This window comes from Geodermatophilus marinus (assembly GCF_003428645.1).
GTDB lineage: Bacteria > Actinomycetota > Actinomycetes > Mycobacteriales > Geodermatophilaceae > Geodermatophilus.
This window is the reverse complement of the sequence record NZ_QVQH01000005.1, coordinates 125,422-139,966: the sequence shown is the minus strand read 5'-3', so window position 1 is coordinate 139,966 and position 14,545 is coordinate 125,422. Positions and strand designations below refer to the sequence as shown.

The following is a 14,545-nucleotide window of genomic DNA, read 5'->3' as shown; positions in this document are numbered from 1 at the left end:
GGTGACGACCGGCCCACCCGCGACGACGGCGGCTCACGCGGGCCGGTCGAGCAGCCACCCGAGTTCGACGTCCAGCCACAGGGCCCGCTCCTCGACCCCGGCCAGGGCCTCGGCGAGGCGCCGCGAGAACTCCTCCACGGTGAGCCGGCGCCACCCCGGGTCCGGACCGAGGGCAGCGACCAGCGCGCCGACCCGGGGGTCGCGGCGCAGGAGCGGGTCACCGGGCGGGCCGACGGCTCCCGCTCCGCGGGCCACGTCGGCCGCCGCCACGGCCAGGGCAGCGACGACGGGGCCGGTGAGCCCTCGCCACGGGTAGGGCGCGAGCGCCGCCCGCACCGACTCGACGACGGCCGGCTGCGGCGGGAGGGCCGGCCGGCCCGGGCCGGGCAGGTCGGGGCTGTTCTCGGCCACGGCGTCCTCCTGCTCCACCGCGACGGCCGCCCGTGGCTCGGCACCTGCCCCGGGTCGTTCCCCGCGGCCCGGCGGCCAAACGCACCGGCTGCTCACCCCGCGGGGGCGCCCCCGGCCGCGGGGTCGGGGGCGGGCGACCGGGTGACCGGGTGGTCGGCGCGGACGTCGACGGTCCGGCCGTCCACCCGTCACACCAGCTTCGGGAAGCCGATGAGGAAGCCGACGCCGACCAGGCCGAGCACGACGGCCGCGCCGAGCAGCGCCTGCTGCGACCGCAGCGCCTGCACCTTGGTGGACATCGCCGTGAAGAAGAGGACGGTGGCGAACAGCACGGTCAGGATCGTGTAGTTGTCGCCGCGCTGGTTGTTGGCCAGGGCGGCCCCGAAGCGTCCGGCGGCCCGCGCGTCCGCCGCCTGGGCCTCGACCCGCTCGGGCAGGACGTAGGACGGCATGTCGAACGGCGAGCCCGCGGGGACGACGCCGGGCGGGGTGGTGGCCAGCCAGTCCGCGTGCGCGGTCGCCAGCGGCTCGGGGAACCGCGCGACGAGGAAGTCGGCGAGCTGCGCGTCCTGGGCCCCCACGGCGGCGGCCCACTGGGTGAACAGCGCGATGTGGTTGGAGGTCCGCACGTTCGCGGCGCCGTCCAGGCGGGCGGCCTCGATCCGCGACGACGACGCCTCGCTGAAGGCGATCGACATGGCCCCGCCCCACTTGCTGGACTGGAAGGCCGACCAGGCGGTGAGGATGGTGGTGGTCGCCAGGACGACGACCGCGACCAGCTCCATCGTCGACCGGCGGGCGGTGCCGCGGTCCGCGGCCGGCGCCGCCCCGGCGGCGCCCCCCGTGCCGCGATCGGCGTCCGGCCGGGGGGGCGGGGCCGCCGGGGTCGCCGTGCTCATCGGGCCCGGGGCACCGCCGGGGCCCGGCCCCTGACCGCCGTCGTCCCTCGCCTGCGTCATCGCCCACCTCCGCCGCGGCGCGCTCGCCGTCCCCAGGATGAGGGTGGTCCGGGCACCCGCCCTCCCTCGGAGCGGGTGACCGGGCGCGACGAGGACCGCGGGTGGAGTCCCCGCAGGGGCAGGTCGGCCGCACCCCGTCCCGGCCGCCCCTCCGCCGGCGCGGGGTGCGGCCGGGCGCCGTATCGGGCGGCCAGCGGCCCGGCCGTGGCGCCGTGGGCCAGCACGCTGAGCACCACGGTCAGCGCGATGACCACCGTCGCCGCCTCCGCGCCGGCGCCGAGCTCCTCGAGGGCGATGAGCGCGAAGACCACGGAGGCCAGGCCGCGCGGGCCGAACCAGCCGACGAAGAGCACCGTCGCGCGGTCGAGACCCGACCCGAGCAGCGCCAGCGCGACCGGGACCAGCCGCAGGACCGTCAGGCTGGCCAGCGCGTACACCACCGCGGCGGGCGACGCGGCGTCCACGACCACCGGGACGGCGACCGCCCCGAACACGAGCCAGACGAGCAGCGAGACCAGGCCCGACGCCTGCTCGGTGAACTCCAGCTCGGCGGGGCCGCGCCGGCCGGCGGTCGCACCGAAGGCCAGCCCGCCGCAGAAGGCCGCGACGAACCCGTTGCCGTCGACGACCAGCGCACCGGCGTACGCGGCGAGGGCCAGGGCGAGGACGGCGATGCCCGCGAAGCCCTCCTCGGCCCAGCCGTGCCGCCGGGCCTGCCGCAGGAGGGCGCCGCCGGCGGCGCCCAGCCCGGCACCGGTGGCCGCGCCGACCGCGAGCTCCAGCAGCGCCTCGGGCAGCCCCGGCGCCCCGGCCAGCCCCTCCGCCGAGGCGGCCCCGGCGAGGGCGAACATGACGACCGGGGTCGCGATGCCGTCGTTGAGCCCGCTCTCCACGGTGATCATCCGGCGGACCCGGGCGGGGACGGCCGGGTCGGAGACCACCGGCAGGCCCAGCGCGGCGTCGGTCGGCGCGAGCGCCGCGGCGACCAGCAGCGCCAGCCACACGTCGACCCCGGGCAGGATCCAGGCGGCCGTCGCCCAACCCGCGCCGACGGTCAGGGGCAGCCCGACCAGGAGCAGCCGCAGGTAGCGACCGGAGTCCTCGCGCAGGTCCTGGGGGCGGACCCGCGCCGCGTCGGAGAACAGCACCCAGACGAGCGTGACCTCGGCCAGCGACCGGAGGACGCCGGGATCGGTGGCGCCGTCGGCCACCCCCGCGGCGGCCAGGAGCGCCCCGAGGCCCAGGAAGACGATCGGCGCCGTCAGGTCGGCCCGTTCCAGCCGCGCCGAGAGCACCCCCCACGCGAAGACCGCCGCCGCGACGACGGCCACCACCGCGTCGTCCACGGCGCCCTCCTCCCCGGCCGCACCCGGTCGGCCGCCCGTGTCCCCGCGTTGGCCCTCACCCGCTGCCGGCCCCGGCGTCGGGGCCCGGCGCCGTCCGCGGCCGCCGCGCCCACGACGGCGGGGACCGGTCCCACTCGGCGGCGACGACGGTGGTGGCGACGACGATGACCGCGATGCACAGCAGCCACCCGACGAGCGCCAGGGTCACCCCGAACATGCCGTACCGGCGGCTGTAGCTCTCGATCAGCCGGGGCATGTAGACCGCCGAGGCGATGGCGTACCCACCGCAGCAGGCCGCGGCGAGCGCGCCGGCGGGCAGCAGCCGGCCCCAGGCCAGCCGCCGGCCCAGCAGCAGCCAGGGGACCGTCGTCCACAGCACGAGGCCGGTCGCCACGGAGAGCGCCCAGCCCAGCACCTCGTGCAGCGGTAGCTCGGCGACCAGGGACCGGGCCAGGGCGAGCAGGCTGACCGCGGCCAGCAGCACGGCCAGCCCCAGCGCGGCGTCCCGGGAGGCCGCGATCCCGCGGACCGGCTCCAGCCGCCAGGCGTGCAGGTACATCCGCTGCAGCCGGCGGCTGAGCGTGACGCCCGAGAAGACCAGCAGGAGGGCGCTCAGCACGCCGATGGAGCCGTCGGGAGGGCGGGCGAAGAGGTGGGCGACGACCTGCGCGGTCGTCCCCGTGAGCCGGAAGCGGTCGACGAGGAAGGTCGAGAACGCCGCGCGGCCGTCGGCCGGTGCGAGCACGCCGATCAGCAGCAGCAGCGGGACCAGCGCCGTCAGCGTCTGCGCGGCGATGGCCATGGCCCGGTCGGCCCCCTGGAGGGCCACGAAGGAGGCCAGGCAGCGGCCGGGGAAGGTCGCCCCCAGCCGACGTTCCACGCCGCGGGCCCGCGAGGTGGTCAGCACCTGCGCCCCCGGGGCCCGTGCCACCCCATGCGTGCTCCCTGTCCTCGCCGCGGGACCCTGCCAGCCTCTCCCCCGCCCCGCCGGTGGGGCCTCATCCGGGCGGGGTGAGCCGGGACCCGCGGCCGCGCGGGCCGGCGGCGGTCAGGCGAGGTACATCCGCCGCGCCGCGGCGACGGCGTCGCGCCGGGTGGTCACCCCGAGCTTGCGGTAGAGCGACCGCAGGTGGGTCTTCACCGTGTTCACGCTGACCACGTGCTGGGCGGCGATCTCCTCCACGGTCAGCATCGAGGGCAGGTCGTGCAGCAGCTCGACCTCCCGTGCGGTGAGCGGGCTGCGCAACCCCCGGCCGTCGCGGGCACCCTCCCCCGCCGACGGTGCCGTTCCCTGCACCCGGTCCTGCCACCGCCGGGCGGCCGCCCACGCCCCGAGCAGCTCGGCCAGGAACGGCTCGGCGGGTCCCGCGCGCCCGATCGTGGCCAGCAGCAGCTCCCGCAGCCGGGGGCCGAGGTCGTAGAACGGTCGCATGACCCGGCGCGGGCCGGCGATCGCGAGCGCGCGCAGCACCGCCCGGTGCGCCGCCTCCGACATGCCCGCGTGCGCGGTCGCCACCGCCTCGACCAACCAGGCGGTCACCTCGACGGTGGTCACGGTCGTCGCCCGCGCCCCGGAGAGCGCCGGCGCCACCGCCGCCCGCGCCTGCTCGTACCGGCTGCGCTCCAGGAGCGGGAGCGCCCGGAGCACGTCGGCGTCGCCGGTGCCGCCCAGCAGGCGGGCCACCCGCGCGACCACCTCACCGGCCCGGGCCCGCTCGCCGAGGGCCAGGCTCATGTGCACCTCGGCCAGCGCGGCGAAGGCGGTCAGGTGCGGGGACGGGTGCGCCCCGGGCAGGTGGTCCCACAGCTGCCGGAGCCGGCGCAGCGCCGCGCGCCGCTCAGGCGGGCGGTCGAAGGCGATGATCGCCTCCCCGGAGCGCGCCGCCCCGTCGATCTCGGGCTCGACCGCGTGCTGGAGCAGGGCCACGGCCACCGGTGCCTCGCGGGACGCCGTCTCGAGGTCGAGCTCCTGGTAGGCCGCCCACGCCAGGATGACGTGCGAGTAGGCCAGCCGGGCCGAGGACCCCCACCCGCGCTCGCCGGCGAACGCGATCGCCTCCTGCGCCCACCGGCGGGCGGCCGGCAGGTCCCCGGCACCGGTGCAGATCCCGGAGAGCAGGTTCAGGCAGTCCAGGGTGACGTGGTCCCGCCCGTACCGCCGGCCCAGCTCGAGCGCGGCCAGGGCATCGGCCATCGCGCCGGGCTCGTCACCGGCCGGCACCCGCAGGGTGGCGCGGTTGAGCAGGAAGAGCAGGTCCGCGTCGATGTCGCCGCCGTCGGTGGCCGACGGGCCGGCCCGCACGCGCGCGTCGCCCAGGACGTCGAGGTCGGCGCGCAGCCGCGCGCGGTAGAGCAGCGCGCTGTCCCGCAGCCGGCGGGTCCGGTCCCCCGTTCCCGCTGGCAGCGTCCGGAACCGGGCCAGCGTCCGGTCGGCGGACGCCACGTCGCCCGACTGCAGCGCGGCGATGGCGCCGAGCAGCGCCACGTCCGGGTCGTCCAGCACGGCGGGCGGTGCCGTCGCCAGCACCCGTGCGATGAGCTGGGCCTGACCCGACAGCAGGAGGGTGAGGCCGTGGCCGGCGAGCAGGTCCCGCGCGGTGACGTCGTCGGCGGCGGCCACCGCGTGCTCGAGCGCCGGGCCGGGCCGCCCGGCGTCGGCGAACCACCGCGCGGCCCGGGCGTGCCGCTCCCGGGCCGCCCCGAGGTCCCGGCTGCGCAGCTCGCCGAGCAGGAACGTGCGCAGCAGGGCGTGGTACCGGTACCAGGTCCCCAGCCGGCCGAGCCGGTTCACCAGCGCGTTCGCCCGCTCGAGGCCGTCGAGCAGCGCACCGGCGTCGGCCCGCCCCGACAGCGCCGCGGCCAGCTCGACGGTGAGCTCCTCGGCCACGCAGGTGTCGAGCAGGAACCGCTGCACGTGCTCGGGCTGGCGGGAGAGGATCTCCGACACGAGGTAGTCGGCGATCGCGCGGTCGTCCCCGGCGAAGCGCGCCACGAACCCGGCCGGGTCCGGCTCGACGGCCAGGGCCAGCCCGGCCAGGCGCACGGCGGCCGGCCAGCCCTCCGTGCGGCGCCACAGCGTGTCCAGGTCCGCCCCGCCCAGCTCGACCTGCTGGTCCCGGAGCAGCCGGCCGATCTCCTCGCGGGTGAAGGCGAGGTCCGCGGCGCCGATCTCCCGCAGGCGCCCGGCGAGGCGGACCCGGTGCAGCAGGGGCCCGGGCCGGTGCCGGCTGCCGAGCACCAGGCGCAGCTGCTCGGGGAGGTTGCGCACCAGCTCGGCGAGGTCGTCGCGGACCGTCTCCCCGGTGAGCACGTGGACGTCGTCGAGGACCAGCGTGACCGGCTCCCCCACCGCGTCCACGGCCTCGGCGAACTCGGCCAGGAACGCCGGGTCCAGCGTCCGGGGCGGGCTCAGGCCCCCGAGCGCCCGGGCCGCGGCCGGGTCCGCCGTGGAGCGGACGAGGCCCACCGAGAGCGTCGCGAGGACCGCCGCCCACAGCTGCACCGGGTCGGCGTCGAACCGGTCGCACGTCACCCAGCCGACCGGTCGCTGCCGGGCGCGCAGTGCCTGCGCGTGCGCGGCGAGCAGGGTGGTCTTGCCGTAGCCCGCCGGGGCGGACACCTCGACCACCTCGCCGGCCTCCCCGGTGGGGACGGCGGCCGGGTCGTCGGTGGACCAGCCGAGCGCCGCCAGCAGCCTCGGCCGGTCGAGCACGGCCAGGGCGATCCGCGGCACCTGGATCTTGGGCAGGGGCACGGACGGCGGGCGTGCTTCCCCCACGGCCATGCGGCATCCTGGCGCGCGACAGGAGCGGCCCTCAACAGGATTGCCCGCCATCCGGGTGACCGGGCTGTTCCGGTACCGGCTCGTCACGCGGGTGCGGCGGCGTGCCCCGGTCCGCGCCCGGGGTTCTCGTAGGCTCGGGCGGGCAGCGGGTCTCGGGGAGGGACGGCGTGATGGCGGCAGACGCGGGGGCGGTGGGCGCCCCGCAGTCGCAGACGCTCGACCGCGGCATCCGGGTGCTCGAGCACCTGGCCGCCGTCGGCCGGCCGCAGCCGGTCGCCGAGATCGCCGCGGCGCTGTCGCTGCACCGCTCGATCGCCTACCGGCTGCTGCGGACGCTGGAGGACCACGACCTGGTGGAGCGCGACGACGCCGGGCACTACTGGCTCGGCCTGGGCGTCGCGGTCCTGGCCCGCGGGGTGCGGTCGGGGCTGCAGGCGGCGGCCCTGCCGCGGCTGCACGCGCTGGTGGCCGAGCTGGGCATGACGGCCTTCCTGGTGGTCCGCGCGGGCGGGGACGCCGTCACCGTGACCACCGTGGAGCCGCAGGACACCACCGCGCACGTGGTGTACCGGCCCGGCACCCGCCACCCGGTGGGCCGCGGCGCCCCCGGCCTGGCCCTGCTCATGCCCGAGCCCCCCGCGCCCGGGGACCGGCCGGAGCTCGCCGAGGCCCGGCGCACCGGGTGGGCGACCTCCCACGGCGAGGTGATCCCCGGCATGCGGTCGGTGGCCGCCCCCGTGCTCGGCCCGGACGGCGGCGCCCGGGGTGCCCTCGCCGTGGTCTACGTCGACGCGACGGTGGACACCGACCGCACCGGCCGGGCGGTGGCCGAGGCCGCCGCCCGGGTCACCGCCGGGCTGCGCTGAGCGCCCGGCCGACGCGCGAGGAGGGACGACCGTGCGGCTGGACGTGCTCTACGTCGACGGGGACATCACCACCGGCGACCCCGCCCGGCCCCGGGCCCGGCGGCTGGGCGTGCTCGGGGGCCGGGTGGCCGGGCTCGACGACGACCTCGACGGCTGCACGGCCGCGACGGTGGTCGACCTGCGCGGCGCCCCGGTGGTGCCCGGCTTCCACGACGCGCACCACCACCTGAGCATGCGCGGCCAGCGGCTGCGCCAGGTCGACCTGCGCGTCGGCGACCTCGACGAGCTGTACCGGCGGGTGGCCGAGCGGGCCTCCGGGCTGGCCGGGGACGCCTGGGTGCTGGGGCACGGCTACGACCAGAACCGGCTGGGCGGGCACCCCACCCGGGTGGCGCTGGACCGGGCGGCCGGCGGGCGGCCGGTCTGGCTGCAGCACAGCTCCGGCCACATGGGCGTGCTCAGCACGGAGGGCTTCCGCCGCGCCGGGTTCGCCGACCTGGACGCGGTGCCGGACGTGCCGGGCGGGCACGTCGCGCGCGACGCCGACGGCCGCCCCGAGGGGCTGCTGGCCGAGCGGGCCCAGCAGCTGGCCTTCGCCGTGCTGCGTCCCGAGCCGTTCGAGGACTGGGTGCGCGGGATCGGGCTGGCCGTCGACGTCGCGCTCTCCGAGGGCATTACGAGCATCACCGAGCCGGGCATCGCGGCCGGGCTGGTCGCCAACAGCACCGCGGACCTGGCCGCCTTCCTGACCGCCCGCGAGCGCGGCCTGCTGCGGGTGCGGGCGACCCTCATGCCCGGCGCCGACGCCCTGCACGAGGCCGGGGAGGTGGAGCCGGGCCGGCCCTGGTTCGGCCTGGACCTGGGCGTGCGCACCGGGCTGGGCGACGAGTGGGTCCGCATCGGGGCGACGAAGGTCTTCTCCGACGGCTCGCTGATCGGGCGGACGGCGGCCATGTGCTGCCCGTACGCCGACCGGCCCGACAGCTCCGGTTTCCTGCTCGAGGACGCCGGGGAGCTGCACCGGCGGATCGTGGCCGCGCACGCCCACGGCTGGCAGGTGGCCACCCACGCCATCGGCGACGCCGCGCTCGACGTGGTGCTCGACGCCTACGAGGACGCCCAGCGCCGCTTCCCCCGGCCCGACCCCCGGCACCGGGTGGAGCACGCCGGCGTGGCGAGCGACGCCCAGGTCGCCCGGCTGGCCGCGCTCGGCGTCGTCCCGGTGCCCCAGGGCCGCTTCCTCGGCGAGATCGGCGACGGGATGCTCGCCGCGCTCGGGCCGGAGCGAGCCCGGCTGTGCTACCGGCAGAAGAGCTTCCTCGACGCCGGCATCGAGCTCCCCGGCAGCTCGGACTGCCCCGTGGTCGAGGGCGCGCCGCTGCTGGGCATCCACGACCTGGTCAACCGCCGCACCGCCGCCGGGGTCCCGTTCACCCCGGAGGAGTCGCTCACCGTCGCGCAGGCGCTGCGGGCCTACACGTACGGCTCGGCGTACGCCGACCACGCCGAGCACGAGAAGGGCCGCCTCGCCCGGGGGCTGCTCGCCGACCTCGTGGTGCTGGGCGAGGACCTCCTCGCCGTCGACCCCGCCGCGATCGACCGGGTCCCGGTCGTCGCCACGGTGGTGGGCGGGGTCCCCGAGCACGGCGCGGACGACCTCGCCGTCTCCTGAGCGACCCGCCCCGGGCCGCGCACCGCGTGGCGCCGTGCCAGGCTGGTGCGGTGACCGCCTCCGAGCGCACCACCGTCCAGCGGACCGAGCCCGTCGACACCTACAAGGGGCACTCCGTGCACGCCGCACCCGGCGTGCACGAGTACACGGTCGAGCTGGTGCGGGCCGCGCTCCCCCGGGGCGGCCGGGTGCTGGAGGTCGGCGCCGGCTGCGGCGCGCTCGCCCTGCGGCTGCAGGAGGCCGGGTTCGACGTCGTCCCCACCGACCTCGAGCCGCCGCACGACTGGATCCACCGGCTCGACCTCGACGCCCCGGAGTGGACCGAGGACACCCGCGGGCCGTTCGACATGGTGGTCTGCGTGGAGACCCTCGAGCACGTCGAGAACCCGCGCGGGGTGCTGCGCTCGATCCGGTCGCTGCTGCGGCCCGGCGACCGGCTGCTGGTGAGCACGCCCAACATCACCCACCCGCACTCACGGCTGAAGATGTTCCTGCGGGGTGCCCCGTACATCTTCGGGCCCAAGCACTACTACCAGCCCGGGCACATCTCGATCCTCCCCGACTGGATGCTCACCGAGCACGTCCGGCTGGCCGGGTTCACCGACATCGAGGTCCGCAGCGGCGGCAGCACCGACTACAGCGGCCTGCGCCAGGTCGCCCACCGGGTCGAGATCGCCGCGCTCGCCCTCATCGGCCTCCGGCACCGGGCCGACAGCGGCGAGGGCGTGTGCACCTTCGTCACCGCCACCGCCGCCTGAGCGCCGGCCGGCGCCGACCGCGACGGCGTTGGCCAGCACGACCACGGTGATCCCCACCCACTCGTGCAGGGCGAGGTGCTGGCCGAGCACCACGAGGCCGACCAAGGCGGCCAGCACCGGGTGCACGCTCATGAAGACGCCGAAGAACCGCGGCGGGACCGACCGCAGCGCCACCAGGTCGGCCGCGTAGGGCACCGCGGAGGCGAGCACCCCGGCCGCCACGGCGCAGGCCAGCGCAGCACCGGCCAGCCGGCCGGACGCGGCGAGGACGACGGCCACCGGCAGGTAGGCCACGGCGCACAGCGCACTGGCCAGCGCCGGGGCCTGCAGGCCGGGCAGCCGCGCGCCGGCGACCCGGTTGAGCACGATGTAGGCCGCCCAGCAGCCGGCGGCCAGCAGCCCGCAGAGCACGCCCGTGACGTCGCCGGCCGGGCCGGGCAGCACGAGCACGTAGACCCCCGCGGCCGCGGCGGCCGCGATCGCCGCGTCGCGGGCCGAGCGCGAGGCGGCCAGCGCCACGGCCAGCGGCCCCAGGAACTCCAGCGTGACCGCCAGGCCCAGGCCGATCCGGTCGATCGCGGTGTACAGCGCCAGGTTCATGCACCCGTAGGCCACCGCGAGCAGCAGGACCGGCCACCACTGGGCCCGGGTCATCCGCCGCACCGGCGGGCGGGCCACCGGCAGCAGGACGGTGGCGGCGACCCACTGGCGCACCGCCACCACCCCGGCGGGCCCCACCGCGTCGAAGGCCAGCGCCCCCGTCGCCGCACCGACCTGGTTGGCCAGCGCGCTGCCCGACATCGTCGTCACCCCGCGCACGCGGCTGCCCGCCCGACCGCTGTCCTCCACGGGAGCGAGTCTCGGCACCGCGGGCGCACGAGGGGAAATGCCGATGTCGCAGGCATCGATACGGTGGACGCATGGATGTCGAGATCCGGCAGCTGCGCGCCCTGCTCGCCGTGCTCGACACCGGCACCTTCACCGGTGCCGCGACCGCGCTGCACACCTCCCAGGCGTCGGTGTCCCGGACGGTCGCGGCACTGGAGCGGGCCCTGGGCGCGCCGGTGCTGCACCGCACCACGCGGGAGGTGGCACCGACACCGGTGGGCCGGCGCGTCGCCGCGCACGCCCGGCGGGTGCTGGAGGAGGTGGCCGCGGTCCGCCGGGCGGCCGCCGAGGCCCGCGGCGACCTGCGCATCGGGTACGCCTGGGCGGCACTGGGCCGGCACACCACCACGGCGCAGCGGCGCTGGGCGGCCGAGCACCCCGGCTCTGCGCTCACGCTGGTGCAGTCGAACACGCCGAGCGCCGGGCTCCTGGAGGGAGCCGCCGACGCCGGCGTGGTGCGCCGCCCGGTCGACGACCCGCGGCTGCGGACCGCGCTGCTGGGCACCGAGGGGCGGGTCGCGGCCATGCCCGCCGACGACCCGCTGGCCCGCCGGCGGAGCGTGCGGCTCGCGGACGTCGCCGGCCGCACCGTCGCCGTCGACGTCCTCACCGGCACCACCACCGAGGGTCTCTGGCCGCCACCGGAGGCGCCGGCGCGGCGCCCGGTGCGCGGGGTGGACGAGTGGCTCACCGCCATCGCCGCCGGTCAGGCCGTCGGGGTGAGCGCGGAGGGGACCGCGGCCCAGCACCCCCGCCCCGGCGTGGTGTACCGACCGGTCCGCGACGCCCCTCGGGTCCGGGTGCTGCTGGCGTGGTGGGCCGACAGCCCACCGCCGGCCCTGGAGCCGTTCGTCGCCCTGGTCTGGGAGCTCTACGGTCGCTGACCGCCCGGCCCACAGCTCGCGCACAGGGAGGCGGAGCACACTGCCGGCCCGACCACCGCGCACCGCCGGGAGGACGCCGCCATGCCACCGCCGACCGACCGGGACGGGCTCGCCCGGCCCGCCCTCCGGGCCTCCGACGCCGACCGCACCGCGACGGTGCAGGTGCTCCAGGACGCCGTCGCCCGGGGCCTGCTCACCGCCGACGAGGGCAGCGAGCGGATGGCGGCGGCCTTCGCCGCCGTCCACCTGGCCGACCTCTCGCCGCTCACGGCGGACCTGCCGCCGGCCCCCCAGCCGCCGGCCCCGCCCGGCTGGCCGGCGGTGGCGGCCCTCGCCGCCGCGCAGCTGCGGGCCTCGCTGGGTGGCGCCCGGTGGCGGCTGACCGGAGCGCGGATCGCCGTCGTCCTGCTGGCCGTGCTGGTCGCGGTGCTGCTGCTCGCCGCGGTCGGGTCGCTGGCCGCCGAGGTGCTGGTCGACGGGGGCGGGCCGTTCGACGAGGGCGGCCCCGTCGGCGGGGAGGGGCCGGGGCGCTGGGGTCCCGGCCGCGGCTGAGCCGCCGGCCCCGGCACCCGTCGCCTCCTCCTCGGGAGCCCGGCCGCCGCCGCCGGGGCGCCCGGGCCGCGGTTCCTGCTGACGGTCGTTGACGGATGACAGTAACGATGTATCGTTACTGTCATCCGATACACCACTGGAGGACCACGATGAGGCACCACCTCCCCGGGCGCGACGTGCCCGGGCACGACGGCCGGCACCCCGGCCTGCGCCACCACCACCCCCGCCGCGGCCCCTTCGGGATGCCCGGCGACCTGCCGCCGGGGCCCCCGCACCGGCGCGGTGGCCGGGGACGGGCGCCGCGCGGCGACGTCCGCTCCGCCGTCCTGCTCCTGCTCGCCGAGCAGCCGATGCACGGCTACCAGCTGATGCAGGCCATCGCCGAGCGCAGCGCGGGCCGCTGGACACCCAGCCCCGGCGCGATCTACCCGACCATCAGCCAGCTCGAGGACGAGGGGCTGGTGACGGTCACCGCGGACGCCGGCCGCAAGCTGGTCACGCTGACCGACGCCGGCCGGGCGCACGTCGAGGAGCGCCAGGGCTCCGGGGCCGACCCCTTCGCCGGCCGGGCCGCGGCCGGGCCCGGGGCGGAGCTGCCCGCGCTGCTCGACCAGCTGCACGGCGCCGTCCGCCAGGTCGCCCGCACCGGCTCGGAGGCGCAGGTGGCCGAGGCCGCGCGCGTGCTGGCCGAGGCGCGGCGGTCGCTGTACCTGCTGCTGGCCGACGGGCCGGAGCCCGCCGCCGGGCAGCCGGACGGGTGACCGGGACCGCGGCGGTCAGCCCCGGTCGGCCAGGACCAGGTCGGCCACGTGCTCGCCGATGGCCAGCGCCGACGTGGCCGCCGGGGACGGCGCGTTGCGCACGGTGACGACGGACCCGACCCGGTGGATGCGGAAGTCGTCGACCAGCGCGCCGTCCCGGTCGACGGCCTGGGCCCGGACGCCGGCGGGTGCCCGGACGACGTCGTCGTCCCGCAGCGCCGGGACGAACTCCCGCGCGGAGGCGAGGTAGCGCCGCTTCGACAGCGAGGCGCGGATCTCCGCGAGCTCGGTCCGCCAGTACCTCCGGGCCAGCGGGCGCACGCCCGGCCAGGAGGCGGTGGCCCAGACGTCGCGCAGGTCCACCCGCCCCCAGGTGTAGCCCTCGCGGGCCGCGGCGGGCACGGCGTTGGGCCCGATGTCGACGCTGCCGCTCACCCGGCGGGTGAAGTGCACCCCGAGGAACGGGAAGCGGGGGTCGGGCACCGGGTAGATCATCCCGCGGACCAGGCCGCTGCGTCCGGGGACCAGGCGGTAGTACTCGCCGCGGAACGGGATGATCGCCGGCTCCGGCCCGTCGCCGGCCAGCCGGGAGACCCGGTCGGTGTGCAGCCCGGCGCACACCACCAGCCGGTCGACCGCGAACGCCTCCTCGGCCGAGCAGACCGCGACCCCGCCGTCGAGGTTGCGGCGCACGCCGGTGACCTCGAAGCCCAGCCGCACCTCGTGGCCCTTGTCGCGCAGCTCGCCGGCCATCGCCCGGGCGATCGCGGCGAAGTCGACCACGGCGGTGCGCGGCGAGTGCAGCGCGGCCGCCCCGACGGCCTCGGGTTCGACCTCGCGCAGCGCCACGCCGGGCAGCCAGCGCAGGTCGGGGACCCCGTTGGCGGTGGCGCGGCGCTCGATCTCGCGCAGGGCGGGCACCTCGCCCTCGTCGCGGGCGACGACCAGCTTGCCGCACTCGTCGTAGGCCAGCCCGTGGTCGGCGCAGAACTCCCGCAGCAGGCCCCGGCCGCGGGTGCACAGCCCCGCCTTGAGCGACCGCGGGGCATAGTAGAGCCCGGCGTGGACGACGCCGGAGTTGTGCCCGGTCTGGTGGACGGCGACGTCGGCCTCCTTGTCCACCACCGTGATCCGCGCGTCCGGCCGCAGCTGCGCCAGCCGCCGGGCGACCGCCAGCCCGACGATGCCGGCGCCGACGACCCCGATCCGCGACGGTGCGCTCACCCGCCGCCCCGTCAGTCCGGCTGGGCGACCAGACCGGCCGCCTCGATGCCGGCCACGGCGGCGGCCTCGTCGTTGTCGGAGGTGTCCCCGGAGACGCCGACGGCGCCCAGCAGCGCCCCGCCGGCGTCCCGGACGAGGACGCCGCCGGGGACCGGCACCAGCGCGCCGCCGAGCGCCGCGCCGGCGGCGGCGACGAAGTAGGCCTGCTGCTCGGCCCGGGCCATGAGGGCCCGCGACCCCATGCCGAGCGCCAGGGCTCCGGACGCCTTGCCGGACGCGATCGCGAAGCGCCCGTTGGACGAGCCGTCCTCGCGCTCGGCGGCGACCACGTGCCCCCCGGCGTCGAGGACGACGACGGTGAGGGGCTTGAGGCCGCGGTCGCGGCCGGCGGCCCGCGCCGCCGCGACGACCGCGCGGGCGGTGTCCAGGTCGATGGCCAC

At 78.1% G+C, this 14,545-nt stretch carries 13 protein-coding genes and 1 pseudogene; 6 read left to right on the top strand and 8 right to left on the bottom strand.

The features are described from left to right. Positions 1 to 33 precede the first annotated feature (33 nt). The 5 genes from D0Z06_RS07820 to D0Z06_RS07800 form a co-directional block, all read right to left on the bottom strand. Positions 34 to 411: a hypothetical protein gene (locus D0Z06_RS07820; RefSeq protein ID WP_147331997.1), complete on the bottom strand. Its 378-nt coding sequence runs from the start codon at positions 409 to 411 to the stop codon at positions 34 to 36. A gap of 188 nt (positions 412 to 599) precedes the next feature. Then, the gene (locus D0Z06_RS07815; RefSeq protein ID WP_117376811.1) at positions 600 to 1,370 is read right to left on the bottom strand and encodes a hypothetical protein; all 771 of its coding nucleotides are present in this window, start codon (positions 1,368 to 1,370) and stop codon (positions 600 to 602) included. Further along, entirely contained in the window at positions 1,367 to 2,716 is a 1,350-nt protein-coding gene (locus tag D0Z06_RS07810) for a cation:proton antiporter domain-containing protein (protein ID WP_117376810.1), read from the bottom strand. The genes D0Z06_RS07815 and D0Z06_RS07810 overlap by 4 nt, the downstream gene beginning before the upstream one ends. 55 nt (positions 2,717 to 2,771) lie before the next feature. Next, positions 2,772 to 3,647, bottom strand: a complete 876-nt coding sequence (locus D0Z06_RS07805) for a YhjD/YihY/BrkB family envelope integrity protein (RefSeq protein ID WP_117376809.1) — start codon at positions 3,645 to 3,647, stop codon at positions 2,772 to 2,774. Between the two features lie 117 nt (positions 3,648 to 3,764). Continuing rightward, positions 3,765 to 6,500, bottom strand: a complete 2,736-nt coding sequence (locus tag D0Z06_RS07800; RefSeq protein WP_117376808.1) for a LuxR C-terminal-related transcriptional regulator — start codon at positions 6,498 to 6,500, stop codon at positions 3,765 to 3,767. Positions 6,501 to 6,670: 170 nt separating this feature from the next. Here D0Z06_RS07800 and D0Z06_RS07795 point away from each other — a divergent pair, with 170 nt between their 5' ends. Genes D0Z06_RS07795 through D0Z06_RS07785 form a run of 3 tightly spaced genes read left to right on the top strand, consistent with a single transcriptional unit; the run spans position 6,671 to position 9,796 of the window. Beyond that, the gene (locus tag D0Z06_RS07795; protein WP_117376937.1) at positions 6,671 to 7,366 is read left to right on the top strand and encodes an IclR family transcriptional regulator; all 696 of its coding nucleotides are present in this window, start codon (positions 6,671 to 6,673) and stop codon (positions 7,364 to 7,366) included. Positions 7,367 to 7,397: 31 nt separating this feature from the next. After that, the gene (locus D0Z06_RS07790) at positions 7,398 to 9,038 is read left to right on the top strand and encodes an amidohydrolase (RefSeq protein ID WP_117376807.1); all 1,641 of its coding nucleotides are present in this window, start codon (positions 7,398 to 7,400) and stop codon (positions 9,036 to 9,038) included. Positions 9,039 to 9,088: 50 nt separating this feature from the next. Continuing rightward, a complete protein-coding gene (locus D0Z06_RS07785) occupies positions 9,089 to 9,796 on the top strand; it encodes a class I SAM-dependent methyltransferase (RefSeq protein WP_117376806.1) in 708 nt (235 codons plus the stop codon). 36 nt (positions 9,797 to 9,832) lie between these two features. On the opposite strand, the pseudogene D0Z06_RS26195 reads toward D0Z06_RS07785, so the two are convergent. Further along, a pseudogene (locus tag D0Z06_RS26195) lies at positions 9,833 to 10,396 on the bottom strand (EamA family transporter); the annotation flags it as partial. Positions 10,397 to 10,716: 320 nt separating this feature from the next. Between D0Z06_RS26195 and D0Z06_RS07775 the strand changes: the two are divergent. From D0Z06_RS07775 to D0Z06_RS07765, 3 genes are all read left to right on the top strand, one after another. Continuing rightward, positions 10,717 to 11,568, top strand: coding sequence for a LysR family transcriptional regulator (locus D0Z06_RS07775; protein WP_117376805.1), 852 nt, complete (start codon positions 10,717 to 10,719; stop codon positions 11,566 to 11,568). An 81-nt stretch (positions 11,569 to 11,649) separates the two neighbouring features. Then, complete coding sequence (locus tag D0Z06_RS25685) at positions 11,650 to 12,120, top strand: DUF1707 SHOCT-like domain-containing protein (RefSeq protein ID WP_199522195.1); 471 nt, start codon at positions 11,650 to 11,652, stop codon at positions 12,118 to 12,120. Positions 12,121 to 12,269: 149 nt separating this feature from the next. Further along, positions 12,270 to 12,881 (top strand): PadR family transcriptional regulator, encoded by a 612-nt coding sequence (locus D0Z06_RS07765; RefSeq protein ID WP_117376804.1) that lies wholly within the window; start codon positions 12,270 to 12,272, stop codon positions 12,879 to 12,881. A gap of 15 nt (positions 12,882 to 12,896) precedes the next feature. On the opposite strand, the gene lhgO is transcribed toward D0Z06_RS07765, so the two are convergent. Together lhgO and D0Z06_RS07755 are read right to left on the bottom strand one after the other, a co-directional pair. Continuing rightward, positions 12,897 to 14,105 carry an L-2-hydroxyglutarate oxidase gene (gene lhgO, locus D0Z06_RS07760; protein ID WP_117376803.1) on the bottom strand — a complete coding sequence of 403 codons (1,209 nt, stop codon included), beginning with the start codon at positions 14,103 to 14,105 and terminating at the stop codon, positions 12,897 to 12,899. Between the two features lie 11 nt (positions 14,106 to 14,116). Next, positions 14,117 to 14,545, bottom strand: coding sequence for a GlcG/HbpS family heme-binding protein (locus D0Z06_RS07755; RefSeq protein ID WP_117376802.1), 429 nt, complete (start codon positions 14,543 to 14,545; stop codon positions 14,117 to 14,119).

Bases quoted from the DNA above. Each gene is read 5' to 3' on its own strand.
- D0Z06_RS07815 (WP_117376811.1), bottom strand. From the start codon at position 1,370: ATGACGCAGGCGAGGGACGACGGCGGTCAGGGGCCGGGCCCCGGCGGT.
- D0Z06_RS07800 (WP_117376808.1), bottom strand. From the start codon at position 6,500: ATGGCCGTGGGGGAAGCACGCCCGCCGTCCGTGCCCCTGCCCAAGATC.
- D0Z06_RS07795 (WP_117376937.1), top strand. From the start codon at position 6,671: ATGGCGGCAGACGCGGGGGCGGTGGGCGCCCCGCAGTCGCAGACGCTC.
- D0Z06_RS07775 (WP_117376805.1), top strand. From the start codon at position 10,717: ATGGATGTCGAGATCCGGCAGCTGCGCGCCCTGCTCGCCGTGCTCGAC.
- D0Z06_RS25685 (WP_199522195.1), top strand. From the start codon at position 11,650: ATGCCACCGCCGACCGACCGGGACGGGCTCGCCCGGCCCGCCCTCCGG.
- D0Z06_RS07765 (WP_117376804.1), top strand. From the start codon at position 12,270: ATGAGGCACCACCTCCCCGGGCGCGACGTGCCCGGGCACGACGGCCGG.